Origin of the sequence: Promicromonospora sp. NPDC050249 (assembly GCF_040656015.1) — a bacterium.
Taxonomy (GTDB): domain Bacteria; phylum Actinomycetota; class Actinomycetes; order Actinomycetales; family Cellulomonadaceae; genus Promicromonospora.
Genome location: NZ_JBFAKY010000006.1, coordinates 97,062 through 123,650, shown reverse-complemented (window position 1 = coordinate 123,650; position 26,589 = coordinate 97,062). Strand labels below are relative to the sequence as shown.

Below are 26,589 nucleotides of genomic sequence, written 5' to 3'. Positions count from 1 at the left end.
CGTGACCGTGACCTTGCGGTATGCCGCGCGCTCCGACGTCGGCCTCGTCCGCTCCAACAACCAGGACTCCGCCTACGCGGGCCCCAACCTCCTCGTCGTGGCCGACGGGATGGGCGGGCACGCGGGCGGCGACGTCGCGTCCGCGCTGACCATCGCGGCCCTGGTGGCCCTCGACCGGCCCGACCACAGCTCCGACCAGTCGATGTCCGAGCTGGAACGCTCGATCGACCGCGCCAGGCAGGACCTCGTCGACGCGACGACTGCCGACCCGGACCTGGCCGGCATGGGCACCACCGTCACGGCGCTGCTGAAGTCCGGCAACACGCTGGCCATGGCACACCTCGGTGACTCGCGCGCGTACCTCCTGCGCGACGGCACCCTCGCCCAGGTCACGGTGGACCACACCTTCGTGCAGCACCTGGTCGACACCGGCCGCATCACGCCCGACGAGGCAGAGACCCACCCGCAGCGCAACGTGGTGATGCGGGTGCTGGGCGACTTCGACCTCGACCTCACGCCCGACCTCTCGATCCGCGAGGCGGTACCCGGCGACCGCTGGATGCTCTGCTCGGACGGCCTGTCCGGGTTCGTGCCCGACAGCGAGATCGCCGAGGTCCTCATCTCGGTCACCACCCCGCAGGACGCCGTCGAGCGGCTCATCTCGATGTCCATGCGCGCGGGCAGCACCGACAACATCACCGTCGTCGTGGCCGACGTCGTGGACGAGGGCGCTGCGGCCACCACCGCCGCCACCGTCACGCCGGAGATCGTCGGCTCGGCGGCACTCGCCGGCGTGACCGCGGCAGGCGACCCGGGTTCCCCCACTGCCCTGCCCGGACCGGGCTCCGGCATCGACGGCGACACCGTGACCAGCTTCACCCGCTCCACGGTCCCGTCGGGCGGCCAGCCCGCACCCTCACCGGTCTCCGTCGGCGTCCTGCCCGACGACGCGGCGCGCGACGGCCTCGCCGACACCCTCGAGCAGGCCATGATCGCCGGCGCCCCTGACGAGGAGCAGTACCAGCCGGACATCCAGCCCGACGAGGACGTCGAGGAAGCGGCCCGCGAGGACGAGATCCCGCCGAGGAAGCGGGTCTGGCTGACCGTGCTCGGCGCGCTGCTCCTGATCGTGGGCCTCGCCCTGGCGGGCTGGGGCGGCTACCGCTGGACCCAGACCCAGTACTACGTGGGAGAGGCGGACGGCCAGGTCGCCGTCTTCCGGGGCATTCCAGCGACGGCAGGCCCCCTGACCTTCTCGACCCCGGTCGAGCTCACCGGCACCCGCGTCGACGAGCTGCCCGGGTTCGTCGCCGACCGCGTGCAGGAGACCATCCGCGCCACCTCGCTCGAGGATGCCCGCGGACGCGCCGACCGCCTCATCGCGGACGCCGCAGAGGAGACCGAGCCGTCGCCGTCACCCAGCCCCTCGCCGAGCGACGAGCCGGGCGGGAGCTCCTCGTCGACGTCCCGGTCGACCACCACGAACGACTCCGACCAGGGGGCGAACGGATGAGCGGCCTCCAGCTCGAGGAGAAGGCACCCACCCGCATCGCGGAGGCGATGCTGCTCATCGTCGCGCTTGCCCTGGGCATGGGCGGCATGTGGATGGTCGGCTACGCGCTCGATGACGCTCTGCCCGAGGGTTTCTGGACGTACTCGATAGTCCTGGCCGCCCTGGCGTTCACCACGCACATCGTGCTGCGGCTGCGCGCACCGTACGCGGACCAGGTGATCCTGCCGGCCGTGGTGCTGCTGAACAGCGTCAGCATGGCCATGGTCCTGCGGCTGGACCTGGTGGACATGCGGGGCGCGAACGCCTCTCGCCACCTCATGTGGACCGCGCTGGGCGTCGTCGTCGCCTGCGCCGTCATCTTCCTGCTGCGGGACCACCGTGGCCTGCGGCGGCTGACCTACACGGCGATGGTCGTGGGTATCGTCCTCGTGATCCTGCCGCTGATCCCCGGACTGGGCGCGGAGATCAACGGTGCCCAGATCTGGATCTTCATCGGCCCGTTCTCGCTGCAGCCGGCCGAGTTCGCCAAGATCGCGTTCGCCGTGTTCTTCGCGGGCTACCTCGTCGCCAACCGCGACACCCTGGCGCTGGCCGGCAAGAAGTTCCTCGGCCTGCAGCTTCCCCGGCTGCGTGACCTCGGCCCCATCCTGATCGTCTGGGCGGTCTCACTGGCGGTCCTCATCGGCGAGAAGGACCTGGGGACGTCGCTCCTCTTCTTCGGCCTGTTCGTCGGCATGCTCTACCTGGCCACCGACCGGGTGGGCTGGATCGTCATCGGCCTCACCATGTTCGCCGGGGGCGCCGTCGCAGCCTGGACGATCTTCAGCCACGTGCAGGCCCGGGTCGACATCTGGCTCAATCCCCTCGACGCCGATCTGTACGAGCGCGAGTTCGGCGGTTCCTACCAGATCGTCCAGGGCCTGTTCGGCATGGCGTACGGCGGCATGTTCGGTGCCGGCTGGGGCGAGGGCTATCCGGACCGGGTGCCGTTCGCGTTCTCCGACTTCGTCTACGCCTCGCTCGGCGAGGAGCTCGGGCTCACCGGCCTGCTGGCGATCCTGCTGGTCTACCTGGTCATCGTCCAGCGGGGCCTGCGCCACGCGGTCGGTGTGCGCGACGGATTCGGCAAGCTGCTCGCGGGCGGCCTCGCGTTCGTCATGGCGCTGCAGCTCTTCGTGGTGGTGGGCGGCATCACCCGCATCATCCCGCTCACCGGCCTGACCCTGCCGTTCATGGCGCAGGGCGGATCCTCCCTGCTCGCGAACTGGATAGTCATCGCCCTCATGCTGCGCATCTCCGACGCCGCTCGACGCCCCTCGGCCCTGCCCACCCGCGGTGCGCTGGCCGACCCGGCGCCCGCACTGGTGGGCGCCGACGCCATCGAGGTGGGCGGCCCCGGCATGGGCCCGGTGCAGGCGGGTACCGAGGCAGGCGCCGGCCGGGGCGCTACGCCCGACGACGCGACCCAGATCGTCCGGGGGGTGGAGCGGTGAACACGACCCTGCGACGCCTCTCGACCGTCGTGATGGCCATGTTCCTGGCCCTCATGGTCTCGACGACCTGGATCCAGTTCGTCACGGCGAGCGACCTGAACGAGGATCCGCGCAACTTCCGGAACATCTACAGCGAGCTCGGCCGGGACCGCGGGCCGATCGTCGTCAAGGGTGGCGAGCCGATCGTGACGTCCGAACCGGTCGACGACGACTACAAGTACCAGCGCACCTACTCGGGCGGAGACGCGGGCGCCGCCAGCGTGTACGCGCCGCTGACCGGCTTCTTCGCGGTCACCGGTACCTACACGGGGCTCGAACGCTTCGCGAACGGGTACCTCGGCGGCGAGGACGACTCGCTCTGGCTCGACCGGCTGCAGAACCTCATCACCGGTGAGGAGGCGCAGGGCTCTTCCGTCGAGCTCACCATCGACCCCAAGGTCCAACAGGCTGCCTGGGATGCCCTCGGGGACTACACCGGCGCGGCCGTGGCCATGGACCCGAAGACCGGCGCCATCCTCGCGATGGTCTCCAAGCCGTCGTTCGACCCGAACTCCATCGCGGTGCACAACGCCGGGGACGCGACCGCGGCCTACAACACGCTCCTGAACCAGAAGCCGCGGGTCAACTCGGAGGACGGCGAGGTGCGGCTGAGCCCGTACGGGCCGACGATCAACCGCACCATCAACGCCACGTATCCGCCCGGCTCCGCGTTCAAGCTGCTCACCTCGGCCGCCGCCATCGAGTACGAAGGCGTGAACCCCGACACCGAGGTCCCCGCGCCCGACGTCTACCAGCTCCCCGGCACGACGGGCCCCACCGGTCAGGTGCAGAACTTCGACGGTGAGACCTGCGACCCCTCGGGCAAGATGACGCTCAAGAGGGCACTCGCCATCTCCTGCAACACCGCGTTCCTCGACCTGGCCAACGAGGTCGGCAAGGACGGGATGCAGCGGATGTTCCAGGACTTCGGGTTCAACGAGTCGCTGGACATCCCGATGTCGACCACGATCGGTGCCTACCCGGGCCTCATCGGCGGCGACGATGACGACGACTCGGCCGCCCGCATCGCGCTCTCCGGCATGGGCCAGGGCGACCTCCGGCTGACGCCGCTCCAGGTCGCCATGCTCTCGGCCGCCGTCGCGAACGACGGCGACCTCATGGAGCCGTACCTCATCCAGAGCGTGCGGGACAGCGACCTGGAGCTGGTCAGCCAGACCAAGCCGAGCCGCTACAAGAGCCCGTTCTCGTCGTCCACGGCGCAGGCGCTCACCGAGATGATGATCGAGGTCGTCAACGACGGCTCCGGCGAGGGTGCGCAGATCCAGGGCGTCCAGGTGGCGGGCAAGACCGGCACCGCCGAGGACAACCCGCGGTCGCCCACCCTGTGGTTCACGTCGTTCGCCCCGGCCGACGACCCGCAGGTCGCGGTAGCCGTCGTGCTGGAGAACGGAGGCCAGTCCACCAACGAGACCACCGGTGGCGCGCTGGCCGCACCCATCGCCCGACAGATCATGCAGGCGGCGATCTCGAGATGAGACCGGTCGAGGGTCTGACGCTCGGTGAGCGCTACACGCTCGTCCGGCGCATCGCCATGGGCGGCATGGGCGAGGTCTGGGTGGCGCGCGACGAGAAGCTCGCGCGCGAGATCGCCGTGAAGGTGCTCCGCGAGGAGTACACGGGCAACGAGGACTTTCTTCGTCGCCTGCGCACGGAGGCCCGGAACTCGTCGACCCTCGTTCACCCCAACATCGCGCAGATGTTCGACTACGGCGAGGAGAACGGCGCAGGCTACCTCGTCATGGAGCTTGTCCTGGGCGAGCCGCTCGCCGACCTGCTCGAACGCGAGCCGGTGCTCCCGCCGGCCCGGCTCCTGCCGATCCTGGCCCAGACGGCCCGCGGCCTGCACGCCGCCCACCTCGCGGGTGTGGTCCATCGCGACGTGAAACCGGGCAACATCCTGCTGGAGCATTCCGGCACCGTGAAGATCACCGACTTCGGTGTCTCCGTGGCGCAGAACCAGGTGCCCATGACCGCCACCGGCATGGTCATGGGCACCGCGCAGTATCTGTCGCCCGAGCAGGCGGTGGGGCAGTCGGCCACCGGAGCGTCCGACATCTACGCGCTCGGCGTGGTCGCCTACGAGGCCACGGCGGGCCGTCGCCCGTTCACCGGCAGGACCCCCGTCGACATCGCTATCGCGCACGTCAACGCGCCGGTTCCGCTCCTGCCGACGTCGGTCCACCCCGGGCTCTCCGAGACCATCACGCAGATGCTCGAGAAGGATCCGGCGCAGCGCATCTCGTCCGCCGACCAGCTCGCGCGGCACCTCGACGTGCTCGCCGCCGAGATCGCGGAGGACCCGTTCGGCAGCTCACGCTACGCGCGCCGGGCCCGCCGCGACGGGCAGCCTGCGGGCCCGCAGCGGTCGGGCAACGGCCGCAGCGGCGCAGGGGCGCAGCCCGGTCCGTCCCACGCGCGCAGGCAGACGCCGTTCGGCCAGACCAGCGGCGGTCGGCACACCACCGTCACGAATGCGCATTCCGCGCCGCCCAGCCCGGACCGTGGCACCCCGGCCGGCGGATACGGATCGGGCACGCCAGCGGGCGGGTACGGCTCAGGACCCTTCGGTTCGGGGGCCCACGGTTCCGACTCCGCCGGATACGGCACGACGTCGGGCACGCACGGGACCGACGCCTACGGCCGCCCTTACTCGCCCGCGCCGGGCACCCCTGCCGGCGCCCCGGGCTCGGGGCAGTACGGCACGGACTCGGCCGGCTACGGCGCGGACTCCGCGGGCTACGGCACGACGTCGGGCACCTATGGGACCGACGCCTACGGCAGGCCGCACGGTTCGGGCTACGTCCCGCCGCCGTCGATCGGCAACGGCCTGGGGAACGGGGGGCGGTCCTACCCGTCGCGCCGCGATCTGCACTCGACACGCCAGGACGGGCGGAGGGTCCCCCAGCAGGGACGGTCCGGGGGCCACCCTGGGAAGCGACGAAGTCTGTCGTCGGACATCCAGCGGTGGCTCGGCGGGATCGAGGATCGCATAGGGGTCCGCGTATCCTGGCCGCTCGTCGCGCTGGTCGCCCTGCTGCTGGTGGTCCTCATCATCACGCTGGTCTCCGGAGGCGGCGACAACAGCGCTCTGCAGGAGCCGTTGGGTTCCTCCGAAATCCACGGTGAAACGCTGAATCGCCCCGCAGCCGCGGCAGTCGCCGCTTCTGGGATGATGTTTTTCAACGAGTCGTACGCCCTGAGGCAGACGGCCATGACATCTAAGGACGTATGAGTGGTCGAGAACACGCCCCGCGTACTCGCCGGCCGTTACGAGGTCGGCGAGCTTGTCGGCCGTGGCGGCATGGCCGAGGTCCACATCGGCCACGACACCCGTCTCGGTCGTACCGTCGCGATCAAGGTGCTGCGTTCCGACCTCGCTCGTGACCCGTCCTTCCTGGTGCGCTTCCGGCGCGAGGCGCAGTCCGCCGCCGCGCTGAACCACCCCGCTGTCGTGGCCGTGTACGACACGGGCGAGGACATCCACCAGAACGCCGCCGGCGAGGACGTGCACGTCCCGTTCATCGTCATGGAGTACGTGGAGGGCCACACGGTCCGCGACATCCTCACCGACGGCGCCGCGGTGCCCATCGAGGAGGCCGTCGAGATCACCGTCGGCGTGCTGAGCGCGCTGGAGTACTCGCACCACGCGGGCATCGTGCACCGCGACATCAAGCCCGCCAACGTCATGATCACGCCCACGGGTGCGGTCAAGGTGATGGACTTCGGCATCGCGCGGGCCATGGCCGACTCCGCCGCGACCATGACGCAGACGAACGCCGTCATCGGCACCGCGCAGTACCTCTCCCCCGAGCAGGCCCGCGGTGAGCAGGTCGACACCCGCTCCGACCTGTACTCGACCGGCTGCATGCTGTTCGAGCTCCTCACCGGTCGTCCGCCGTTCCAGGGCGACTCGCCCGTGGCCGTCGCGTACCAGCACGTGGGCCAGGAGCCGCAGCGCCCGTCGGAGGTCGCGACGGACGTCCCCGACGTGCTGGACCGCATCACGCTCAAGGCACTGACGAAGGACCGCGAGCAGCGGTACAGCACCGCCGCCGAGTTCCGGCGCGACCTGGAGGCCGCCATGCGCGGCGGCCAGATCAGCGCGCCGATGGTGGGCGCCATGATGGGTGCGACGCAGGTCGCGGGCCAGCCCGCGTACGGCGCCACACAGGTCATGTCGCCGACCCCGAGCTGGGGACCGGCGACGGCGCAGCAGAGCCCGGTCACGCCCGGCGGGGGATACCCCGGCCAGCCGAACCGCGCCGACCAGGAGCCCGAGAAGAAGAGCAAGGCCCTCATGTGGTGGCTGCTCGGGATCGCCCTGGCGGCGGTAGCGGCCATCGGCATCGCGATGGCGGTGGAGAACGCGAACAACAACCGGGCGCCGACGGCGCTCTCCGTACCGAGGATCGCGGAGGGCCTCACCGCGGAAGCGGCCAGGGCTCAGATCGAGGCGGCCGGCCTGACGTTCGAGCAGGCCATCGACCAGGACTCCGAGCTCGACGAGGGGCTGACCACCGGCACGACCGACCCGGCAGCGGGCGAGGAGGTCGACCCGAACTCCACGGTCATCGTCTTCGTCGCCGGCGCGCCCGGCCAGGTCACGGTCCCCGACCTGAAGAACCTGTCCGAGGCCGACGCCCGGGCCGAGCTCGAGAAGCTCAACCTCACCGTCGGCACTTCCCAGACGGAGAACAGCCCGGACATCGCCGAGGGCATGGTGACGAAGAGCGAGCCCGGCGCCGGCCAGCCCGCGCAGGAAGGCGACGAGGTCACCCTCTACCTCTCGACGGGTAACACGACGCTCCCGAACGTCGTCGGCCAGTCCAAGGAAGGTGCCAGCGCGCAGCTGGCGAACCTCGGCCTCGGCACCATCGTGTACGACAACGAGGAGAGCGAAGAGGTGCCGCCGGGCACTGTGGTCCGCACCGACCCGGAGGCCGGTGACGTCCCGCAGGGCCAGTCCGTCACCGTCTATCTCGCGGTGGCGCCGGCTCCCACGGAGACGCAGGTACCCCACGATCTCGTCGGCAAGACGCTCGAGGAGGCCCAGGTCGCCTGTACCGGCGTGCGTATCACCTGCGACCAGACGGCCGAGGAGGCCTCGGACATCGTCGCGGCCGGGCAGGTCATCAGGTCGGACCCGCAGCCAGGTACCACCGTCGAGGAGGGCGCCTACATCGGCCTCGTGATCTCGACCGGCCCTGCTGACGGCGGCGGCGAGGGCGAAGGCGGCGAGGGCGAAGGCGGGGGCGGCGAGGGCGAGGGCGTCTTCCCGTAGCACGACTGCGCTGACCGGGCGGTACCGGTCAGCGCAGGGCAGGGTCAGCGCAGGACAGGCATGGCGTCGTCGGTCACGTGGTGACCAGCGGCGCCATTCCCTGTGCCCGCTCCACCGCGCCCTCGAGCCCGCAGGTCTCCAGCCAGTTCGCGAGCAGCCGGTGTCCGCCCTCGGTGAGGACCGACTCCGGGTGGAACTGCACGCCGTGCAGCGGCAGCTCCCGGTGCTGCAGTCCCATGACGATGCCCGACGCCGTCGTGCACGTCACCTCGAGCTCCGTCGGCACACTGTCGGGCGTCACGGCGAGCGAGTGGTACCGCGTTGCGGTGAACGGCATGGGCAGTCCGGCGAGGACGCCGTGGCCCGTGTGCTCGACGAGACTCGTCTTGCCGTGCATGAGCTCCGGGGCATGGGTCACCTTGCCGCCGTACACCTCCGCGAGGGCCTGGTGCCCGAGGCAGACCCCGAGCATCGGGGTGCGGGACCGGGCGCAGGCACGGATGACGTCCTCGGAGGCACCGGCCTCCGCGGGGGTGCCGGGTCCGGGGGACACGAGCACGCCGTCATAGGGCTCGCGGGAGCCGTCGCCGTCGTCGTACCAGTAGCGGCCGTCGGCGTCGGGGGAGGGTACGGCGTCGTTCCGGACCACCACGGTCCGGGCGCCGATCTGGTCGAGGTAGCCGACGATCGTGTAGACGAACGAGTCGTAGTTGTCGACGACGAGGATGCGCGTCATGGTCAAATGCTACGGCGAGGACCGCTACGCGCCGACCGTCGTGTCGTTGAACGGCATGTACTCGCTGAGCCACGGGAAGAACTCGGTGAAGCACACGGCGACCACGCCGAAGATGAGCACGAGGCACACCAGGAACTTGAACCAGCCGGGTCCGGGGATGGCTCGCCACAACAGCCCGTACATCAGCTCATCAGCTCCTTCGGCTTGCCTTCGCCCACAGGGGACCAGTAGTCGAGCTCGCCGTGCACGATGTACCGCTCGGTGGCGGAGAACATCGGGTGGCAGGACGTCAGCGTGATGAACCGCTTGGTCAGCTCCGGCATGGGCTGGTCCTTGGTCACCCCGGGCACCGGCGCGATCACCTCGACGTTCTGCGGGAGGACGATCTTCGACTCGGTCACCTTGTAGACGTACCAGGTCTCCTTGGTGCGGACCACGACGGCGTCACCCTTCTTGAGCTCCGCGATCTGGTTGAACGGCTTGCCGTAGGTGGTGCGGTGCGCGGCGACGGCGAAGTTCCCGAGGTCACCCGGCATCGCCGTGCCGTCGTAGTGCCCGATGCCGATGGTGTCGAGCACCGTCGCCTTGTCCGTGCCCTCGGCGACGGGCTTGATGTAGTCGTTCCCGAACCGGGGGATGAACATCTGCGCGAAGAGGGTCCCAGCCTCTGGCGGTTCCTTCATGACCGGCGGCGGGTCGCGATATTCGGTGGAGGTCGCCGGGCCGGTCTGGGTGCCCTCCCAGTCCATCTCGGCGATGATCTCGCTCTGTGCCCGCTCGCCCTCGACGTCGGTCCACCAGAGCTGCCACACGACGAAGAGACCGAGCACGACGCCGGCGGTCACCAGGAGCTCGCCCAGGACGCCGATCAGCCAGGCGACCGGCCGCATGGGCGCCGCCGGCCCGCTCGGGCGCCGCGCGTTGCGCGGACCCATGCCGGAGGGGCCGCGCTCATACGCGATGGGGAAGACCTCCTGTGGCAGCGGCACGTTGTGGCCGGCCTGCGCGTGGGTCATCCAAAGACCTCCGTACCGTCGGGAACCGTCGCATACTGCAGACCTCCGCCGTCGTACGCGGGGAGGTCGAGGTTGTCGCTGCGTCGCACGTCCCAGCCCAGGTGCACCCAGTCGACGTACTCGAGATACGTCTGCACACCCTCGGAACTCATCAGCGACGACTCCATCTTCGCCGGGTTGCCGACCGCCGTCACCTTGTAGGGGGGTGAGAACACCTTCCCGTGCAGCAACAGGATGTTTCCGGAGCAACGGAACGCTGAGGTCGAGGTCACACGCTCACCCTGCAGCGTCATGGCCTCCGCGCCACCGGCCCACAGCGCGTTGATCACGTGCTGCAGGTCCTGCTGGTGCACCACGAGGTCGTCGGGCTGCGGCTCCACCCCGCCGGGCCCCGCACCGACCGACGTCGAGGGCGCGTCGTCGAGCGTCACCGTGAGCCCGGCACCGCCGACGGGCTCGGAGCCGGACACCACGCCCTCCCGCTGGACCAGGTCGCCGTCCAGCCTGGGGACGGTGGCGCCGGCGCGGGCACTCAGCGTCTCGATCTCCCGGTCCAGCTCGCCTGCACGCTCGGTGAGGTCGGAGACCCTGCTCGTCTCGGCGCCCACCAGCTGGGCGAGGTCCTGCGGGTCACGGGTGTCGGCACCGCCGCCGTCAGCCAGCCGAGCGCTGGCACTGAACATGAGTCCGGCCAGCACGGCCACGGCGCCCACGCTCAACCAGGACCGCCATCCCGCATGCATCGAGGCGCGGAAAAAGCCCGTCGCACTGTCCTTCGCGGACGGCGCGGGGGTCGGTTCGGCTCCGGTCACCGCGTCCCTCCTGCAACAATCGACAAACCCACTGACGCGTCTGGTCACGCCTGCGGCCTGTGGAGCACTACGCTAGTCCAAGAGAAAGCAGACGTCGGCTCGGCACACCCGTCGGGCAGACCACCCCAGGACAGGAGCCCGCCTCGTGCCCGAGTCGAAGTCCCGCAACAAGAAGAAGGTCACGCCCAAGGCTGAGAAGTCCGAGGCGAAGGTCGCGCTGCCCGGAGAGGCGACCAACCCGCGCTGGCTCGCTCCGGTGATGCTGACCCTGATGATCCTCGGCCTCGTCTGGATCGTGACGTTCTACCTCACGAGCTCCGGCCTCGGCCTGCCGATCCCGCAGATCGGTCAGTGGAACCTCGCGGTCGGCTTCGGCCTGATCATCGTGGGTTTCGGCCTGACCACGCGCTGGAAGTGAGCGTTCCGCGGCCGCGCTGAGGCGGCCGCGGAACTGTATCCCTATTTATCCACAGCTGTGGGTAAAGCTGGGGAAAAGAGAGTGGTGACACACCGCCAGGTGCCGGGAACGGCCCAGTTGCTCGGTTCGGACGGGTGTCGAACCAGAGCCGGAGGCGTCGTCGCTCCGGTCACAGGAGACCCACCGAGCTGTACCGCATCACCGCCAGGCCGGTCAGGAGTGCGATGCCGGCAAGTGGCACCGCCCAGGCGACGACGGCGCGGCGTTCCTTCGGTGCGTAGGCGTACGCGGCGGCCACCAGCGCCCCCGTGACGAGCCCGCCCAGGTGCGCCTGCCAGGAGATGCCCGGCACGACAAAGCCGATGGCACCATTGATCACGAGCAGGACGATCACCTGGCCCATGCTCCGGCCCAGCCGCCGCATGACGGGAAGCATCGCGCCGAACAGCCCGAACACCATGCCGGATGCGCCGACCACCGGCGTCCCCCAGGCGTTCGACGTGAACGGGTCGCCCGCGAGGAGCAGCACGCCGACCGACCCGCCCACCGCGGAGAGCAGGCACAGGATCCCGAAGCGCAACCGCCCGAGCAACGGCTCGAGGAACTGCCCGGTTATCCACAGGGCATACATGTTGAACAGGATGTGCAGCGGTGACGTGGAGTGCAGGAACGAGGCCGTGAGGAAGCGCCACGGCTCAGCCGCACCACCTGCGGGCCAGAACCACAGCAGCCGCGTCCATTCGCCCGCCGTCACCAGCTGCAGCAGCCAGCTCGCGACGCAGATCCCGATGATCGTGAACGTCACGACCGGCCGGCCGTTAACCGCGGCACTGTCGGCGGAGCCGCCGAAGACGGTCCGGACGCGCGGCGCGGCGCGCTTCGCCTCCCGGACGCAGTCGACGCACTGCACGCCGACGGCCGCCGGCCGCTGACACTCGGGGCACGCGGGCCGACCGCACCGCTGGCAACGTACGTAGGCCACCCGGTCCGGGTGGCGCGGGCACACGGGAGCCTCGGCCTCGGTCGGCTCCTCGGCGGCCGGGTCGTTCATCGCGATACGTCCTCAGTCCCCTCGGTCCTCAAGTACTCGCTGGTCGTGCCTGGTCCCGCCGGAGCGGAGCGGTCGCCGCCGTCGCTCAGGGCTCGATGGTGACCGACGTGATCGTGATGTCGTCGACCGGGCGGTCGCCAGGACGCGTGCGGGTCTTGCCGACCTCGTCGACGACCGTGCGCGACGCGTCGTCCGCCACCTTGCCGAAGATGGTGTGCTTGCCGTTGAGCCACGGGGTCTCCGCGGTGGTGAGGAAGAACTGCGAACCGTTGGTGCCCTCGATCTCGCCCGTCACCGGGTTGCGACGCTTGCCGGCGTTGGCCATCGCGAGGATGTACTTCTCGTTGAACTGAAGCTCGGGGTGGATCTCGTCGTTGAACGTGTACCCGGGGCCGCCGGTTCCCGTCCCGAGCGGGCAGCCGCCCTGGATCATGAAGTCTTCGATGACGCGGTGGAAGATCAGGCCGTCGTAGAACGGGTCCTTGCGCTCCTCGCCCGTCCGCGGGTCCGTCCATGCCTTCTCGCCGGTCGCGAGGCCGACGAAGTTCTCGACAGTCTTGGGCGCGTGGTTCGGGAAGAGCTCGATACGGATGTCACCGGAGGTGGTGTGCAGGATTGCGAACATGTATCAATCCTCCCACGGAGCAGCCCGCTGGTGCTGCACCGACTCCGCCCGCTCTCGCCAGTGGGCCCGTGCGGTGGCAGAGTGTCATCTTGAGGACTATATGAACAGTTCGAGGGGAGCTTCATGACCCGCAAGAAGGTGACCGACTACGTGGACACGAGCAAGATCGACACCGAGAAGGTCAAGGAGAGGGCCGCGGAGGCGGCAGCTCTGCTTTCCGACGTCAGCTCCAAGGCCGCAACGCAGGCTGGGGCCGTCGCGGCCCAGGCCAAGGACCGGGCTTCGAACGCCAAGGACTGGGCTCAGCCTCGCGTGAACGACTTCATCGCGTGGCTGACGCCGCGTGCGGAGAAGGCGTGGCAGGACAGCCTCCAGGCTGCCGCCCCCCAGGTCGAGAAGGCCGCAGGCAAGGCAGCGCCACTCATCGACTCCGCGCACGACAAGCTCGTGGACGACCTGCTGCCGAAGATGGTCTCCGCGTTCAACGGCGCGGCTGCCAACGCGGCGACGGCACAGAACAAGGCCGCGCTCGCCGAATCCGTCGCCAAGGCGGCGGACGAGGCCAACAAGAAGGGCTCCAAGAAGGGTTGGTTCGTGGCACTGGCGGCCGGTGGCGCGGCCGTGGCCGGCTACGTGTTCTGGAAGCGTGCGCAGCCCCAGACCGACCCGTGGGCCGAACCCTGGGAGCAGGGCACGGGTGCCGACTACTCGAACGGCGCCGCGCGCCACTCGTCCGGCGTCGGTGCGGCGGCCGGTTCCGCCGTCGCCAAGGGCAAGGAGGCGGGGGCCAAGGCCGCACAGACGGCCAAGGACCTCGGCGCTCGGGCCTACTCGGCGGCGAGCCCCGCGTTCGAGGCGGCGAAGGAGAAGGCCGCACCGGTGCTGGAGAAGGCGGCACCTGTGCTGGACGCCGCCAAGGAGAAGGCCGCTCCGGTCCTGGACGCGGCCTGGGCGACGGCGCAGAAGGCGAGCACCGCCGCACAGAAGCGCGGCGGTAGCGACCCCGCAGCGGCGACGGCGGGGGAGTCGGACCTCGGTTCCAGCGACACGGCTGCACCCATCGAGAGCCCGATCTTCGACGAGGCCGTTCCGGCCGACTCCGCAGAGGACCTGCCCGTAGTGGACGAGGTTCCGCCCGCGAAGCCGAAGACCGCGGGGGAGGGCAAGCAGGAGGGCTGACCTCCGCTTCCCCGTGAGCATGACAGGAGGGCCTGGCCAGAGCGGCCAGGCCCTCCTGTCATGCCAGAGCCGATCCGGTCATCGGCCCACGTCCTCGGTCCAGGACCAGGGCATAAAAAATGACCTGCGGCGAGAGTATCGCCACAGGTCATCGGGGGTGGAGCCAGGGGGACTCGAACCCCCAACCCCCTGCTTGCAAAGCAGGTGCGCTACCAATTGCGCCATGGCCCCCTCTGCCGGCTGCTCAGTCGAGCGAGTCGGTGACCTCGGACCACAGGTCACGTCCCGCGGCGTCCTCGCTCAGCTTGCGCCAGAGAACGTAGCCGGCTCCAGCAGCGAGCAGCACTATCAGCAGCTTCTTCACGAGTTCCTCCTGGGGAGCCTCTGCAGGTCCGGGAGTGGGGCTAGGAGGACTTGAACCTCCGACCTCTTCCTTATCAGGGAAGCGCTCTAACCGTCTGAGCTATAGCCCCGGGCGAGCGTTCCGCACGCTGCCGCGACACTGGAGATTACCCCAGGTCGGGACGATGTCCCAAACCGAAAACGCGGTTCGCGGTGTGACGTGCATCGAGTCGTGCGCGGCAGCGCACGAGAACGCTCTGGGTGACGTCGGGGAGACGTCAGTCGTCGGTCAGCGTCATGTGCACGCCACCGACGAGTGCTGCAGTGATGTTGTAGAGGAAAGCCATGATCGTGGCGATCGCCGTCAACAGGACAATGTTACAGATGCTGATCAGGGTCGCCAGCGAGATGACACGGGGGAACTCCACGAACTGCGTAAGGTTCACGTCACTCTGCGGCCCGACGGCTTCCTTCACGAAGTCCTGGATGGTGGTGAACACGCCGAGGCTGTTCAGCACGGACCAGAACACCGCTGTGGCGACCACCGTCATGATCGCGATCGCCACGGCCAGCAGGAACGCCAGCTTCATGACGGACCACGGGTCCACACGAGAGATGGCGAGGCGTACCCGGCGCGGCCCGGCCGGAGCAGAGCGAGGTGCCTCCGGGGTCGGGGCCGAAGTCGGCTCCGACGGCGCCTGAGGCGTCGTACCCGCAGCCTGCGCAGCCGCCGGAGTGGCAGTTCCGCGCACTCCGCCCGCCGTGTAGTGCATCTCCGGCCGAGCCGGGGCGTCGTTCGCGGGTGTTGCCGACCGCGTATCGTCGTCGGGCATTATCGACGTCACTTTCTTGGCTGCACTGCGTGCCGCGTCGAGAGCGGCCTGGGCTGCCTTCATCGCGCCGGCTCGAACACCGTCCGTACCCTCCGACGTCGCGGTGGGAGGTGCCGGCGGGGTGTTCGGTGCCGGGACGCGGTTCCACGACTTCGCGGTGGCGTCGGACGCCGGAGCCGGGACGTCGGACCTGGCCGAGACGAGACCAGGCCCGGATACGGGCTGGCTGCTCGTCGGCGTGGCCGGCGTGGGTGGCGCCGGCGGGGTGGCCGGCTTGGGCGACGTGGCCGGCTTGGCCGAGCCCGAGACGGCCGGCTTGACCGGTGCCGCCGGAGTGGCAGGCGCGTCGGCCGCCGCGGGCGCGGCCGACTTGGAGTCCCTGCCTGGGCGGCCCGCCTCGTACGCGGAACGCCAGACCCCGCCCGTCGTAGGAATGCTCGACTCCCCCGGTGCCGGCGGCACGGGTGCCTCCGCGCCAGGCCTGGGGCGGGCCTGCGTCGTCGGCGGAGCGGGAACCGCGACCGGCCCGGACAGCAGGTCGGCGTTTCCGCTCGCCCCGCCGGAACCGCTCGTAGCGGCGCCTGACCCGTCGTCGGTCTTCGCCGACGCCGAGCTCTTGCTCGAGCTCGCCCCCGCCTGCTTCGAGTCAGGGGCGTCGGCCGCGGCCTGCTCCCCGTTTACCTCCTTGCGATCCCGGGTGATCTCCAGGTCCTCATCGAGCTCGGGCGACGCCGTGCGCACGGGCCCGCTCTTGTCACTCGTCATCAGCTGTCCTCGCGTCCGGTGCTGTCCTGCTCAGGGGTGCTCGGAACTTCATCAGGGGTCGGAATCTCTTCCACGGTAACCCGCTCCGCGGAGTCGCCGTCGGAGATCTCGTCCACAGCACCTGTCGCATCGCCCGCGTCCTCACGCTCCGCGTTGCGCGCGACGGCGATAATCCTGTCGCCCTTGTCCGGCTTTGCGAAGGTTACCCCCTGCGTGTTCCGGCCAGTGAGGTTAACTTCGGCAACCGCGGAACGCACGATCTTGCCGCGCTCCATGATGACGAGCACCTCGTCGTCGGCATACGTCACCAGCGCGCCCACGAGATCGCCGCGCGCCTCCACGAGGTTGGCGACCTTGATTCCGAGACCACCACGGCCCTGGACCCGGTACTCCGAGATGCGGGTGCGCTTCGCGAAACCGCCCTCGGTGACCACGAAGAGGTCCGCCCCGTCGATGACCACGGCCGCGGAGAGCAGCTCGTCGTCCTCCCGGAACTTCATCCCGGTGACGCCCGAGGTGGCGCGGCCCAGGGGGCGGATCGACTCGTCGTCCGCGTGGAAGCGGATCGACTGGCCCTTGCGCGAGACGAGGATGAGGTCGTCGTCGGCGTTCACGAGCCTGGCCGAGACCAGCTCGTCCGCGGCGCCGTCCTCGTCCTCGCGCAAGTTGATCGCGATGAGGCCGCCCGACCGCGGCGAGTTGTACTCGCTCAGCCGGGTCTTCTTGACGAGCCCGCGCCGTGTGGCCAGGACCAGGTACTCCGCCGCCTCGTAGTCGGGGATGTCGAGCACCTGGGCGATCTTCTCGCCGGGCTGGAAGGCCAGGAGGTTCGCGACGTGCTGACCCTTGGAGTCGCGGCCGCCCTCGGGTAGCTCGTACCCCTTGGCCCGGTAGACCCGGCCCAGGTTGGTGAAGAACAACATCCAGTGGTGGGTCGTCGTCGTGAAGAAGTGGTCCACGATGTCGTCCTCGCGCAGCTGCGCGCCGCGCACACCCTTGCCGCCGCGCTTCTGCGAGCGGTAGTTGTCCGTCCGGGTCCGCTTGGCGTAACCGCCACGCGTGATGGTGACGACCACGTCCTCCTCGGGGATGAGGTCCTCCATCGACATGTCGCCGTCGTACGGAAGGATCGTGGTGCGACGCTCGTCGCCCCAGCGCTCGGTCACCTCGGTGAGCTCGTCGCCCACGATGGCCCGCTGGCGGTCCGGCTTGGCGAGGATGTCCAGGTAGTCGTCGATCGCGATCCGCAGCTTGGCGTGCTCGTCGAGGATCTTCTGTCGCTCGAGCGCCGCCAGCCGACGCAGCTGAAGCGCCAGGATCGCGTTCGCCTGCAGCTCGTCGATCGTGAGCAGCTCCATCAGGCCCGTCCGCGCTTCGTCCGCGTCGGGGGAGCGGCGGATCAGCGCGATGACCTCGTCGAGCGCGTCGAGGGCCTTGAGGTAGCCCTCGTAGATGTGGATCTGGTCCTGCGCCTCCTTGAGGAGGTACTCGGTGCGCCGGCGCACGACCTCGATCTGGTGCGTGGTCCAGTGGCGCACGAACGCGTCGATGCTGAGCGTGCGGGGCACCTCGTCGACCAGCGCGAGCATGTTCGCGCTGAAGTTCTCCTGCAGCGGCGTGTGCTTGTAGAGGTTGTTCAGCACCACCTTCGCCACGGCGTCGCGCTTGAGGACGATCACGAGGCGCTGACCCGTGCGGCCGGACGTCTCGTCGCGGATGTCCGCGATGCCGTTGATCCGACCGTCGTTGACGAGGTCGGCGATCTTCGACGCCAGGTTGTCCGGGTTCACCATGTACGGCAGCTCGGTCACGACCAGGCAGATCCGGTTCTGGATCTCCTCGACGCTGACGACCGCACGCATCGTGATGGAGCCACGACCCGTGCGGTAGGCGTCCTCGATGCCCTTGTGTCCGAGGATCTGCGCGCCGGACGGGAAGTCCGGGCCCTTGATGCGCTCCAGGAGCGCCTCGAGCAGCTCCTCGCGGGTCGCGTCGGGGTTTGCGAGGTGCCACCGCACGCCCTCGACGACCTCGCGCAGGTTGTGCGGCGGGATGTTCGTCGCCATCCCGACGGCGATGCCGGCCGACCCGTTGACCAGGAGGTTCGGGATGCGTGACGGCAGGACCACGGGCTCCTGGGTCCGTCCGTCGTAGTTCGGCCGGAAGTCGACGGTGCCCTTCTCGATGTCCCGCACCATCTCCAGCGCGAGCGGCGCCATCTTGCACTCGGTGTACCGCGGGGCGGCCGCCGGGTCGTTGCCCGGCGAGCCGAAGTTGCCCTGGCCCGCGACCAGCGGGTAGCGCAGCACCCAGTCCTGGACCAGGCGCACCAGGGTGTCGTAGATGGAGGTGTCGCCGTGGGGGTGGTACTTGCCCATGACGTCGCCCACGACACGCGAGCACTTGGAGTACGCGCGGTCCGGCCGGTAGCCGCCGTCGTACATCGCATAGATGACGCGGCGGTGCACCGGCTTGAGGCCGTCCCGCACGTCGGGCAGGGCGCGGCCCACGATCACGCTCATCGCGTAGTCGAGGTACGACCGCTGCATCTCGAGCTGAAGGTCAACCTGCTCGACGCGGCCGTGGTGCACCGCTACTCGGGCGTCCTCCATCGGAATGCCGTCGTCGGAGTTCTCTACGCCGGGGGTCTCGTCCGTCACCGTCTGTACTTCCTTTCCACGCCGGTGGGCGTGTCACTTCGTCTCCTGGGCCGCCATGTCCGTGTCCGACGTCGCACGCCCTGGTGGGGCGGTCGCGCGGGGCGCGCGAGCCACCTGATGGGGCTCGCGCGCTCATTCCTCAGATGTCGAGGAAGCGCACATCCTTGGCATTGCGCTGGATGAACGTGCGGCGGGACTCGACGTCCTCGCCCATGAGCACCGAGAAGATCTCGTCGGCCGCAGCCGCGTCGTCCATGGTCACCTGCAGCAGCGTCCGGTGGTCCGGGTCCATCGTGGTGTCCCAGAGCTCGGAATAGTCCATCTCACCCAGGCCCTTGTAGCGCTGGATGCCGTTGTCCTTGGGGATCCGCTTGCCCTGCGCGGCGCCCGCCTCGAGGAACGCGTCGCGCTCCCGGTCCGAGTACACGTAGTCGTGCGGGGCGTTGCTCCACTTGATCCGGTACAACGGCGGCTGCGCGAGGTACACGTGGCCGTGCTCGATGAGCGGGCGCATGTAGCGGAACAGCAGGGTGAGCAGCAGGGTGCAGATGTGCTGGCCGTCGACGTCGGCGTCGGCCATGAGCACGATCTTGTGGTACTTGAGCTTCGAGATGTCGAAGTCCTCACCGATGCCCGTGCCGAACGAGGTGATGAGCGCCTGCACCTCGGCGTTGGACAGCGCCTTGTCGAGCCGCGCGCGCTCCACGTTCAGGATCTTGCCGCGCAGAGGGAGGATCGCCTGGTTGTGCGGGTTGCGCCCGCGCACCGCGGAACCGCCGGCCGAGTCACCCTCGACGACGTAGATCTCGCACTCGTCGGGGAAGCGCGACTGGCAGTCCCTGAGCTTGCCCGGCATGCCGCCGCCGTTCAGGACACCCTTGCGGCGGGTCGCCTCGCGCGCCTTGCGCGCCGCGATGCGGGCCTGCGAGGCAGAGATCGCCTTGCGGATGACGTCACGTGCCTCGTTCGGGTGAGCGTCGAACCAGTCGACGAGCTGCTCGCGCACCACGCGCTGCACGAAGGTCTTGGCCTCCGTGTTGCCGAGCTTCGTCTTGGTCTGCCCCTCGAACTGCGGCTCACCGAGCTTCACGGAGATGACGGCGGTGAGGCCCTCGCGGATGTCGTCACCCGTGAGGTTCTCGTCCTTCTCCTTGATGATGTTCTTGTCCCGCGCGTAGCTGTTGACCAGCGTGGTCATGGCTGCGCGGAAACCTTCCTCGTGCGTCCCGCCCTCGGTGGTCGAGATCGTGTTCGCGAACGTGTGCACCGACTCGCTGTAGGCGCTGGTCCACTGCAGTGCGATCTCGACGGCGATCTTGCGCTCCGTGTCCTCGCTCTCGAACCAGATCACGTCCGGGTGCACGAGCTCCACCCGCTTCGCGGAGTTGAGGTGGTGCACGTAGTCCATCAGGCCGTTCTCGTACTTGTACGTGACAGTGCGCCAGTCGTCCGACTCCGAGCCGGACTCCTGTCCGTCGGCCGACGGCCTGCTCTCGGCGGTGACCACGTCGTCCGCAGCGGCCTCGCGCTCGGCACCCGTCACCTCGTCGGTGGCGGAGGAGTGGCCAGCACGCTCGTCGGTGAGCGTGATCTTCAGGCCCTTGTTGAGGAACGCGTACTGCTGGAACCGGGCACGGAGCGTCTCGAAGTCGTACTCGGTGGTCTCGAAGATCGTCCCGTCGGCCCAGAAGGTCTGGGTGGTGCCGGTGCCCTCGTCGGGGCCGAGCGGCTCCAGCCGGTCGACGCCGGTGACCGGGTTGCCGCCGTCGGCGTACTCCTGACGCCAGTTGTACCCGTCGCGGCGTACCTCGGAGACGAAGCGGTAGCTCAGTGCGTTGACCACGGACATGCCGACACCGTGCAGCCCGCCGGAGACGGCGTAGCCGCCGCCACCGAACTTGCCGCCGGCGTGCAGGATCGTCATGACCACCTCGAGCGTGGGCTTGCCCTCGGTCGGGTGCATCGCGACCGGGATGCCTCGGCCGTCGTCGGTGACACGGACGCCGCCGTCGGCCAGGAGCCGCACGTCGATCTCTGTGGCATGGCCCGCAAGGGCTTCGTCCACAGCGTTATCCACAATCTCGTACACAAGGTGGTGGAGCCCACGCTCACCGGTCGATCCGATATACATGCCCGGTCGCTTACGAACGGCCTCGAGACCTTCCAGGACTGTGATGTTCCCGGCGTCGTAGCCGCCGTCGATTCGCTCTGTCACGGGCGGGGTTGCTCCTCGTCTTTCAGGCACACGATGTGCACGACGACGGACGTACCAGCGGCTGCACGAGCGGCTCGGACCCACAAGGGTTCATGCCGTGCTCGGGTGCTGACGTACGATCCGACGGCTCGTCGGTGCTCAGCGTTCCGGGCCTCAGGACGATCCTGGGACCCGGCGCGGTTGACCCCCTCATACTACCTTCTGAGCGGCGAAAACCCGGGATCCGAGGCCGTTTGTAGCCACTCCTCCACAACCTTTCTCCACAGGGTGATTTTTGCGCTCCTGGAAGGGTCCTGAGAGGGTCGCCGGACCCTTCGACGAGGCCTTGACCGACCCCTGGGCCGACGTCGACGGACTCGTCTCGACGGCGATTCGTACAGGTGTTCGCCATCGGCTGCCGTCGCCCTCCAGATCGTCCGCGAAGCGTCATGCCCGGGGCTGCCGAAGGTTAGACGATTTACCGACAGAGGGTGACATTTCGTTGATTTGCCGTTTTCTGCTCTAATAGCGCCGACCGGTCATTTGCGCAACTTGCGCCCAGTCTCTCTCGAAGGACTTCACAGTGAAGAAACTTCTCGCGGGCGGCGCCCTCGCCGCACTCACCCTCGGCGGCATCGTCGTCGGCGCGGCATCCGCGTCCGCTCACATTCCCGAAGCCGTAGCGGGCTGCGACGCCGCAGCCGGCGTCTCGTTCGTCTCTGCCACCGCCAAGATGTACCCCGCCGGTGCCTCCGTCGTCGTCACCATCGACGACGCCGAGGTCGAGTCCGGTACGTTCGAAGAGGTCGGCTTCAAGTCCGGCCAGAACCAGCCGCAGTACGAGTACAGCTACGAGAACAAGTGGGACACCCTCGACGCGACGGTGGCGCACACCTGGACCGTCTCGTACGACTCTCCTGACGGCCAGGGCGTCAAGGACTTCGGCGGGACCATCGAGCCGTGCGTCACGGCGGAGCCGACCCCGGAGCCCTCGCCGAGCGAGCCCCCCGTCACCGAGCCCGAGCCCTCGGAGGAGCCCTCCGTGGTCCCCACCGACGAGGCATCCGTCCCGCCGGCTCCCGTGCCGTCCGACGAGCCGTCGGCTTCGCCCAGCCCTGCCGCTGAGGAGCCCCCGGTGCTCGCCGCGACCGGTGCGACCGTCGGTGGCGCCATCGCGTTCGCCGCGCTGCTCGCTGCTGGTGGCGTCGCCCTGGTCTGGGCCCGCAAGCGTATGCAGAGCGCCTGATCTGGTAGCACCTGGCTGACGCCTCGGCGCAGCTGAGCAAAGAGGGCCCCCGGCTTCTGCCGGGGGCCCTTCCTGCATCCCCGAACGATCAGTTCCCGGACGAGCCATCCGGGCACCGCACGGGTCCGGACACGTACCGGCAGGGTCTGAAGTCAGCCCCAGGTGTCCCGCGGACCCGGGCCGCGTACGGAGCGCGGGCCCTTGCGGAACCCGGGGCCGGCCGGGCCGAGCACGGTGACCTCCTCGACCACACCCTCGCCGATCTCCTCGGCCATGCGCCTGCGCAGCGTGGGTACGAGCAGCCGGAGCTGAGTCGCCCACGCCGTTGAGTCCGCGCGAACCACGAGCACCTTGTCCTCGAAGGTCTCCGGTGTGCAGTGGTCGGCGATCTCGGGACCCACCACCTCGCGCCACCGGCCCATCACCCCGCCCACCGAGACGTCCTCGGTCCAGCCCTTCTCGCGCAGCAGCCGGCCGACGAGCGCGCCGAGCAGCTGGGGGTCGCGGGCACCCGGGCCCGATCCACTCGACCGCGGTTCGGCCAGGGGGGACCGGCGTGACGGCGACCCAGGCCGGAGACCGCGCGCTCGCGCCGCGGCCTTGGCTCGGTTCAGAGCGGCGCGCGCCACCTCGGAGGGGGGCGTCAAAGGGGGCTCAGAGTTATCCACAGGCCCCTGTGGAGAGTTGTCAGTCACGAGTCACCGTCCCGGGTTCCACGTGAAACCGTACGCCGTTGAGGGCAGGGGGAATGTCTTCGGCCACGGCTGCCGTCACCAGCACCTGGCGAGCCGGTAGCACCAGGTCGGCGAGCCGTTGCCTGCGCCTGACGTCGAGTTCGGCGAACACGTCGTCGAGGATCAGTACGGGATCAGCATCAGTGCCACGTTCCGGGTCCCAGAAAGCGGGTGAATCCGCCGAATTCTGCGGATCTCCGCCGAGGAGCCGGAATGATGCAAGGCGCAGCGCGAGCGCGAACGACCAGGACTCGCCGTGGCTCGCGTAGCCCTTGGCCGGCAACCCGCCGAGCGTCAGGACGAGGTCGTCACGGTGCGGGCCGACGAGGCTCACTCCTCGTTCCAGCTCCTGCGGTCGCGCCGTGACGAGAGCCTCCAGCAGCAGGTCCCGCAGCCGTCCCACGTCGGCGAAGTTATCCCCAGGACCTGTGGACAACTCCTGTGGATCGCCTGCCGAGAGGGCGGGGAGCGATGACCGATACGCGATCTCCGCATCCCCGTCGGCGTCGCTCACCTGCTCGTACGCGGCAGCGACCGCAGGACGCAGCACCTCGACCAGCTGGATCCGCAGCGACAGGATCTCCGCGCCGAGCTCGGCCAGCCGCGCATCCCAGACGTCGAGTGTCGCGAGCTCCGCCGCAGCGCTCTCCGCCCGCGACGAGCCACCAGACCTCCGTGATGACCGGGCCGACTTGAGCAGTGCGGAACGCTGCCTGAGCACCCGCTCATAGTCCGAGAGGACCGAGGACACCCTCGGCATCATCAGGACCAGCAGCTGGTCCATGAACCGCCGTCGGCCGTCGGGCTCACCCTTGACCAACGAGAGGTCCTCGGGTGCGAAGAGCACCGTCCGCAACACCCCCAGCACGTCCCGCGCACGCACCGCCTGACCACGGTTGATGCGTGCGCGGTTCGCCTTGCCCTGGGTGATCTCCAGCTCGACGGTGCTTGCCCGGTCCCCGCGGACGATCCGCGTCCGCACGACGGCGCGGTCGGCGCCCGACCGGATCAGCGGCGCGTCGGTGGCGACGCGGTGCGAGCCGAGCGTCGCGACATAACCGATCGCCTCGACGAGGTTGGTCTTGCCCCGGCCGTTGCGCCCTACGAACGCGTTGACCCCGGGTTCGAGCTCCACGTCGGCCGAGGCATACGACCGGAAGTCCAGCAGGGAGAGGTGGGAGACGTACATCGGTAGGAGATCGTACGTCCCGTGCGCTACTCGGCCGACTTCACCGCGTGCCCACCGAACTGCTGACGCAGCGCGGCCACCGCCTTCATGGCAGGCGACTGCTCCTGGCGGGAGGCGAAGCGGGCGAACAGCGCAGCGGAGATGACGGGCAGCGGAACTGCCATGTCGATTCCCTCGTCCACGGTCCACCGACCCTCGCCGGAGTCGTCGACCCAGTCGTCCAGCAGGGCGAGCTTCGGGTCCTGCTCCAGCGCCTTGACCATGAGGTCGAGAAGCCAGGAGCGCACGACGGTACCGCGGCTCCAGGCCTTCATCGTGCCGTGCACGTCGGTGATGACGTCGGACTTGGCCGCGAGCAGCTCATAACCCTCGGCGTACGCCTGCATGAGGCCGTACTCGATGCCGTTGTGGACCATCTTGGCGTAGTGGCCGGCGCCGACGCCGCCCGCGTGGACGAAGCCCTCCTCACGGGGCCCCTCCGGGCGCAGCGCGTCGAAGACCGGCATGACCGACTCGACGTCGGCGGCAGCGCCACCGACCATCAGGCCGTAGCCGTTCTCCAGCCCCCAGACACCACCGCTCACACCCACGTCGAGGTAGCCGATGCCGTTCTTGGCGAGCTCGGCGGCACGCTCCTGGTCCTCGACGTAGTGGGAGTTGCCGCCCTCGATCACGATGTCGCCCTCGTTGAGGATCTCGGCGAGCTGGTCGAGCACGCCGCGCGTCGGCTCGCCCGCGGGAACCATCACCCAGACAACCCGCTTCTCCTGCGGAAGGGCGGCCGCCAGGTCTGCGAGCGTCGGGACGTCCGAGACCTCCGGCCGCGGGTCGAACCCGGTGACCTCGATGCCGCCCTTGCGCAGGCGGGACCGCATGTTGTTGCCCATCTTGCCCAGGCCGACCAGGCCGATGTGGGTGACCATGTGCGTGCTTCCTCCAGGGTCGATCGACGGGCTCGCTCGTGGCGGCCGTCCTTGGTGCAGGCTGGCTGTCCAGACTGACGGTTGTGGGCTGTGGATACCGGGGCCCGTCCACTGGAGAGCCCCGAGCCGTCAGCCCGTGAAGCGGATCGGGACCAGCAGGTACCGGTAGGCGGAGTCGTCCTCGCCGTCCAGGCTGCCCTGACCGGTGAACTCGACCGGCTTGTTGGGGTGAGTGAACGAGAGCCGGACGAAGTCGGTGCCCAGCGCGCCGAGCCCGTCGAGCAGGAACTGCGGGTTGAACGCCACGGCGATGTCCTCGCCCACCAGCACTGCCTCCAGTGCCTCGGATGCTTGAGCATCGTCACCGTGACCGGCGTCGAGCACGACCTGGCCGTCACTGAACGAGAGACGGATCGGCGTGTTGCGCTCCGCGACCAGGCTCACGCGCTTGGCGGCCTCGATCAGGGGCGCCGTCGCGACCACCGCGTGGATGGGCGTGCTGTCCGGGAAGAGCCGGCGAACGGCCGGGTAGTCGCCCTCGACGAGCTGCGACGTCGTCTGGCGGCCGCCGGCCTCGAAACCCACAAGGTCGAGGCCCTGGCCTGTGGACAACCCGACGTTCACGAGCCCACCCGAGCCGAGCGACTTCGCGACGTCGTTCAGCGTGCGAGCGCGGATGAGGGCCACCGCGGAGAAGCCCGGGGTGGCCGGGGTCCAGGTGAGCTCACGAAGCGCGAGGCGGTAGCGGTCCGTGGAGAGCAGCGTGATGCGTTCGCCCTCGATCTCAACGCGCACGCCGGTCAGCAGCGGCAGGGTGTCGTCGCGGCTCGCCGCGACGGTCACCTGGGCGACGGCGTGGGTGAACGCGTCGCCTGAGACCGTCCCGCTGACCTCTGGGAGGCCGGGCAGCGCGGGGTACTCGTCCACAGGCATGGTGAGGAGCGTGAACCGGCTCGCGCCGCAGGTGACGACAACCTTGTTGCCCTCGAGTGCGACATCCACAGGCTTGTTGGGCAGTGCCCGGGAGATCTCTGCCAGGAGCCGGCCGGAGACCAGGACCGTGCCCGGTTCTGCGACCTCGGCGGGAATCTCGGACCGCGCGGACGTCTCGTAGTCAAAGCTCGCCAGGTTGATGACGCCCTGAGCGTCTGCCTCGATGCGGACGCCGGCAAGTACGGGAGCCGGCGGACGCGTGGGGAGCGTGCGAGCGGTCCACGTCACGGCATCGGCGAGGACGTCGCGCTCGACCCTGAACTTCATGCCGTTGCATCTCCTCTTGTTCCTGGACTGTCGAGGGAAACCCTACGCGAGTTGCCGACCACGTGGCACTCGAGCGGCACAGGTTGTGGATGGACTTCTTCCTCGGCTTAGTACTAATGTTCGAAGTGGTGTGCCGAACGCTCGAACCGCCTGATGAAGGCGTGTGGATTCCCTCTTAGAGATAGATGTCGTAGTAGTAGTAGGGGTTGTGGATACTGGGGATATCGGGTCTTCGTGCAGGTCAGGGCCACTTTTCTCC

Annotated in this window: 22 protein-coding genes and 2 tRNA genes; 8 read left to right on the top strand and 16 right to left on the bottom strand. The window is 69.2% G+C overall.

The window, feature by feature from the left end; genetic code table 11:
• Window position 1 precedes the first annotated feature (1 nt).
• From AB0I32_RS06630 to pknB, 5 genes are read left to right on the top strand one after another with little or no spacing between them, the layout of a single operon-like run.
• A complete protein-coding gene (locus tag AB0I32_RS06630) occupies window positions 2–1,513 on the top strand; it encodes a PP2C family serine/threonine-protein phosphatase (protein WP_357504100.1) in 1,512 nt (503 codons plus the stop codon).
• Window positions 1,510–3,006: an FtsW/RodA/SpoVE family cell cycle protein gene (locus AB0I32_RS06625; RefSeq protein WP_357504098.1), complete on the top strand. Its 1,497-nt coding sequence runs from the start codon at window positions 1,510–1,512 to the stop codon at window positions 3,004–3,006. The genes AB0I32_RS06630 and AB0I32_RS06625 overlap by 4 nt, the downstream gene beginning before the upstream one ends.
• Window positions 3,003–4,541 (top strand): penicillin-binding transpeptidase domain-containing protein, encoded by a 1,539-nt coding sequence (locus AB0I32_RS06620; protein WP_357504096.1) that lies wholly within the window; start codon window positions 3,003–3,005, stop codon window positions 4,539–4,541. The genes AB0I32_RS06625 and AB0I32_RS06620 overlap by 4 nt, the downstream gene beginning before the upstream one ends.
• A complete protein-coding gene (locus tag AB0I32_RS06615) occupies window positions 4,538–6,298 on the top strand; it encodes a protein kinase (protein WP_357504094.1) in 1,761 nt (586 codons plus the stop codon). Before AB0I32_RS06620 ends, AB0I32_RS06615 begins: the two co-directional genes overlap by 4 nt.
• Window positions 6,299–8,347: a Stk1 family PASTA domain-containing Ser/Thr kinase gene (gene pknB, locus AB0I32_RS06610; protein ID WP_357504092.1), complete on the top strand. Its 2,049-nt coding sequence runs from the start codon at window positions 6,299–6,301 to the stop codon at window positions 8,345–8,347.
• Window positions 8,348–8,420: 73 nt separating this feature from the next.
• Here the strand turns inward: pknB and AB0I32_RS06605 are convergent, their stop codons facing one another.
• From AB0I32_RS06605 to AB0I32_RS06590, 4 genes are read right to left on the bottom strand one after another with little or no spacing between them, the layout of a single operon-like run.
• Window positions 8,421–9,083, bottom strand: a complete 663-nt coding sequence (locus AB0I32_RS06605; RefSeq protein WP_357504090.1) for an aminodeoxychorismate/anthranilate synthase component II — start codon at window positions 9,081–9,083, stop codon at window positions 8,421–8,423.
• A gap of 24 nt (window positions 9,084–9,107) precedes the next feature.
• Window positions 9,108–9,266 (bottom strand): hypothetical protein, encoded by a 159-nt coding sequence (locus tag AB0I32_RS06600; protein ID WP_357448182.1) that lies wholly within the window; start codon window positions 9,264–9,266, stop codon window positions 9,108–9,110.
• The gene (locus AB0I32_RS06595; RefSeq protein WP_357504088.1) at window positions 9,266–10,099 is read right to left on the bottom strand and encodes a class E sortase; all 834 of its coding nucleotides are present in this window, start codon (window positions 10,097–10,099) and stop codon (window positions 9,266–9,268) included. The genes AB0I32_RS06600 and AB0I32_RS06595 overlap by 1 nt, the downstream gene beginning before the upstream one ends.
• A complete protein-coding gene (locus AB0I32_RS06590; RefSeq protein WP_357504085.1) occupies window positions 10,096–10,911 on the bottom strand; it encodes a DUF881 domain-containing protein in 816 nt (271 codons plus the stop codon). Before AB0I32_RS06590 ends, AB0I32_RS06595 begins: the two co-directional genes overlap by 4 nt.
• Before the next feature lie 145 nt (window positions 10,912–11,056).
• Here AB0I32_RS06590 and AB0I32_RS06585 point away from each other — a divergent pair, with 145 nt between their 5' ends.
• Window positions 11,057–11,329: a cell division protein CrgA gene (locus AB0I32_RS06585; RefSeq protein ID WP_116673029.1), complete on the top strand. Its 273-nt coding sequence runs from the start codon at window positions 11,057–11,059 to the stop codon at window positions 11,327–11,329.
• Between the two features lie 169 nt (window positions 11,330–11,498).
• On the opposite strand, the gene AB0I32_RS06580 is transcribed toward AB0I32_RS06585, so the two are convergent.
• Both AB0I32_RS06580 and AB0I32_RS06575 read right to left on the bottom strand, forming a co-directional pair.
• Window positions 11,499–12,380, bottom strand: coding sequence for a rhomboid family intramembrane serine protease (locus AB0I32_RS06580; RefSeq protein ID WP_357504083.1), 882 nt, complete (start codon window positions 12,378–12,380; stop codon window positions 11,499–11,501).
• Window positions 12,381–12,465: 85 nt separating this feature from the next.
• Window positions 12,466–13,005 (bottom strand): peptidylprolyl isomerase, encoded by a 540-nt coding sequence (locus AB0I32_RS06575; protein WP_357448172.1) that lies wholly within the window; start codon window positions 13,003–13,005, stop codon window positions 12,466–12,468.
• A gap of 123 nt (window positions 13,006–13,128) precedes the next feature.
• Here AB0I32_RS06575 and AB0I32_RS06570 point away from each other — a divergent pair, with 123 nt between their 5' ends.
• Window positions 13,129–14,184, top strand: a complete 1,056-nt coding sequence (locus AB0I32_RS06570) for a hypothetical protein (protein ID WP_357504081.1) — start codon at window positions 13,129–13,131, stop codon at window positions 14,182–14,184.
• Window positions 14,185–14,342: 158 nt separating this feature from the next.
• Here AB0I32_RS06570 and AB0I32_RS06565 read toward each other — a convergent pair.
• From AB0I32_RS06565 to gyrB, 6 genes are all read right to left on the bottom strand, one after another.
• Window positions 14,343–14,415: transfer RNA gene (locus AB0I32_RS06565), tRNA-Ala, on the bottom strand.
• Window positions 14,416–14,428: 13 nt separating this feature from the next.
• Window positions 14,429–14,548: a DLW-39 family protein gene (locus AB0I32_RS06560; protein ID WP_274994665.1), complete on the bottom strand. Its 120-nt coding sequence runs from the start codon at window positions 14,546–14,548 to the stop codon at window positions 14,429–14,431.
• A gap of 35 nt (window positions 14,549–14,583) precedes the next feature.
• Window positions 14,584–14,657: transfer RNA gene (locus AB0I32_RS06555), tRNA-Ile, on the bottom strand.
• Window positions 14,658–14,804: 147 nt separating this feature from the next.
• On the bottom strand, window positions 14,805–16,124 hold the full coding sequence (locus AB0I32_RS06550) for a DUF3566 domain-containing protein (RefSeq protein ID WP_357504079.1): 1,320 nt from the start codon (window positions 16,122–16,124) through the stop codon (window positions 14,805–14,807).
• Entirely contained in the window at window positions 16,124–18,736 is a 2,613-nt protein-coding gene (gyrA, locus tag AB0I32_RS06545; protein WP_357504286.1) for a DNA gyrase subunit A, read from the bottom strand. Before gyrA ends, AB0I32_RS06550 begins: the two co-directional genes overlap by 1 nt.
• Before the next feature lie 187 nt (window positions 18,737–18,923).
• The gene (gyrB, locus tag AB0I32_RS06540; protein WP_357504077.1) at window positions 18,924–20,999 is read right to left on the bottom strand and encodes a DNA topoisomerase (ATP-hydrolyzing) subunit B; all 2,076 of its coding nucleotides are present in this window, start codon (window positions 20,997–20,999) and stop codon (window positions 18,924–18,926) included.
• A 562-nt stretch (window positions 21,000–21,561) separates the two neighbouring features.
• Between gyrB and AB0I32_RS06535 the strand changes: the two genes are divergently transcribed.
• Entirely contained in the window at window positions 21,562–22,224 is a 663-nt protein-coding gene (locus tag AB0I32_RS06535; protein WP_357504075.1) for a hypothetical protein, read from the top strand.
• A 152-nt stretch (window positions 22,225–22,376) separates the two neighbouring features.
• Here the strand turns inward: AB0I32_RS06535 and AB0I32_RS06530 are convergent, their stop codons facing one another.
• From AB0I32_RS06530 to dnaN, 4 genes are all read right to left on the bottom strand, one after another.
• Window positions 22,377–22,871, bottom strand: a complete 495-nt coding sequence (locus AB0I32_RS06530; protein WP_357448160.1) for a DciA family protein — start codon at window positions 22,869–22,871, stop codon at window positions 22,377–22,379.
• Between the two features lie 40 nt (window positions 22,872–22,911).
• Window positions 22,912–24,147 carry a DNA replication/repair protein RecF gene (recF, locus tag AB0I32_RS06525; RefSeq protein ID WP_357504073.1) on the bottom strand — a complete coding sequence of 412 codons (1,236 nt, stop codon included), beginning with the start codon at window positions 24,145–24,147 and terminating at the stop codon, window positions 22,912–22,914.
• A gap of 26 nt (window positions 24,148–24,173) precedes the next feature.
• A complete protein-coding gene (gene gnd, locus AB0I32_RS06520; RefSeq protein ID WP_357504071.1) occupies window positions 24,174–25,070 on the bottom strand; it encodes a phosphogluconate dehydrogenase (NAD(+)-dependent, decarboxylating) in 897 nt (298 codons plus the stop codon).
• 129 nt (window positions 25,071–25,199) lie between these two features.
• Window positions 25,200–26,330, bottom strand: a complete 1,131-nt coding sequence (dnaN, locus tag AB0I32_RS06515; RefSeq protein ID WP_116677406.1) for a DNA polymerase III subunit beta — start codon at window positions 26,328–26,330, stop codon at window positions 25,200–25,202.
• Window positions 26,331–26,589: the final 259 nt, after the last annotated feature.

Coding starts and splice junctions, on each gene's coding strand:
- recF (WP_357504073.1), bottom strand. CDS start 24,147: ATGTACGTCTCCCACCTCTCCCTGCTGGACTTCCGGTCGTATGCCTCG.
- AB0I32_RS06550 (WP_357504079.1), bottom strand. CDS start 16,124: ATGACGAGTGACAAGAGCGGGCCCGTGCGCACGGCGTCGCCCGAGCTC.
- gnd (WP_357504071.1), bottom strand. CDS start 25,070: ATGGTCACCCACATCGGCCTGGTCGGCCTGGGCAAGATGGGCAACAAC.
- AB0I32_RS06615 (WP_357504094.1), top strand. CDS start 4,538: ATGAGACCGGTCGAGGGTCTGACGCTCGGTGAGCGCTACACGCTCGTC.
- AB0I32_RS06580 (WP_357504083.1), bottom strand. CDS start 12,380: ATGAACGACCCGGCCGCCGAGGAGCCGACCGAGGCCGAGGCTCCCGTG.
- AB0I32_RS06570 (WP_357504081.1), top strand. CDS start 13,129: ATGACCCGCAAGAAGGTGACCGACTACGTGGACACGAGCAAGATCGAC.
- AB0I32_RS06575 (WP_357448172.1), bottom strand. CDS start 13,005: ATGTTCGCAATCCTGCACACCACCTCCGGTGACATCCGTATCGAGCTC.
- AB0I32_RS06600 (WP_357448182.1), bottom strand. CDS start 9,266: ATGTACGGGCTGTTGTGGCGAGCCATCCCCGGACCCGGCTGGTTCAAG.
- gyrA (WP_357504286.1), bottom strand. CDS start 18,736: ATGGAGGACGCCCGAGTAGCGGTGCACCACGGCCGCGTCGAGCAGGTT.
- AB0I32_RS06625 (WP_357504098.1), top strand. CDS start 1,510: ATGAGCGGCCTCCAGCTCGAGGAGAAGGCACCCACCCGCATCGCGGAG.
- dnaN (WP_116677406.1), bottom strand. CDS start 26,330: ATGAAGTTCAGGGTCGAGCGCGACGTCCTCGCCGATGCCGTGACGTGG.
- AB0I32_RS06605 (WP_357504090.1), bottom strand. CDS start 9,083: ATGACGCGCATCCTCGTCGTCGACAACTACGACTCGTTCGTCTACACG.
- AB0I32_RS06595 (WP_357504088.1), bottom strand. CDS start 10,099: ATGACCCACGCGCAGGCCGGCCACAACGTGCCGCTGCCACAGGAGGTC.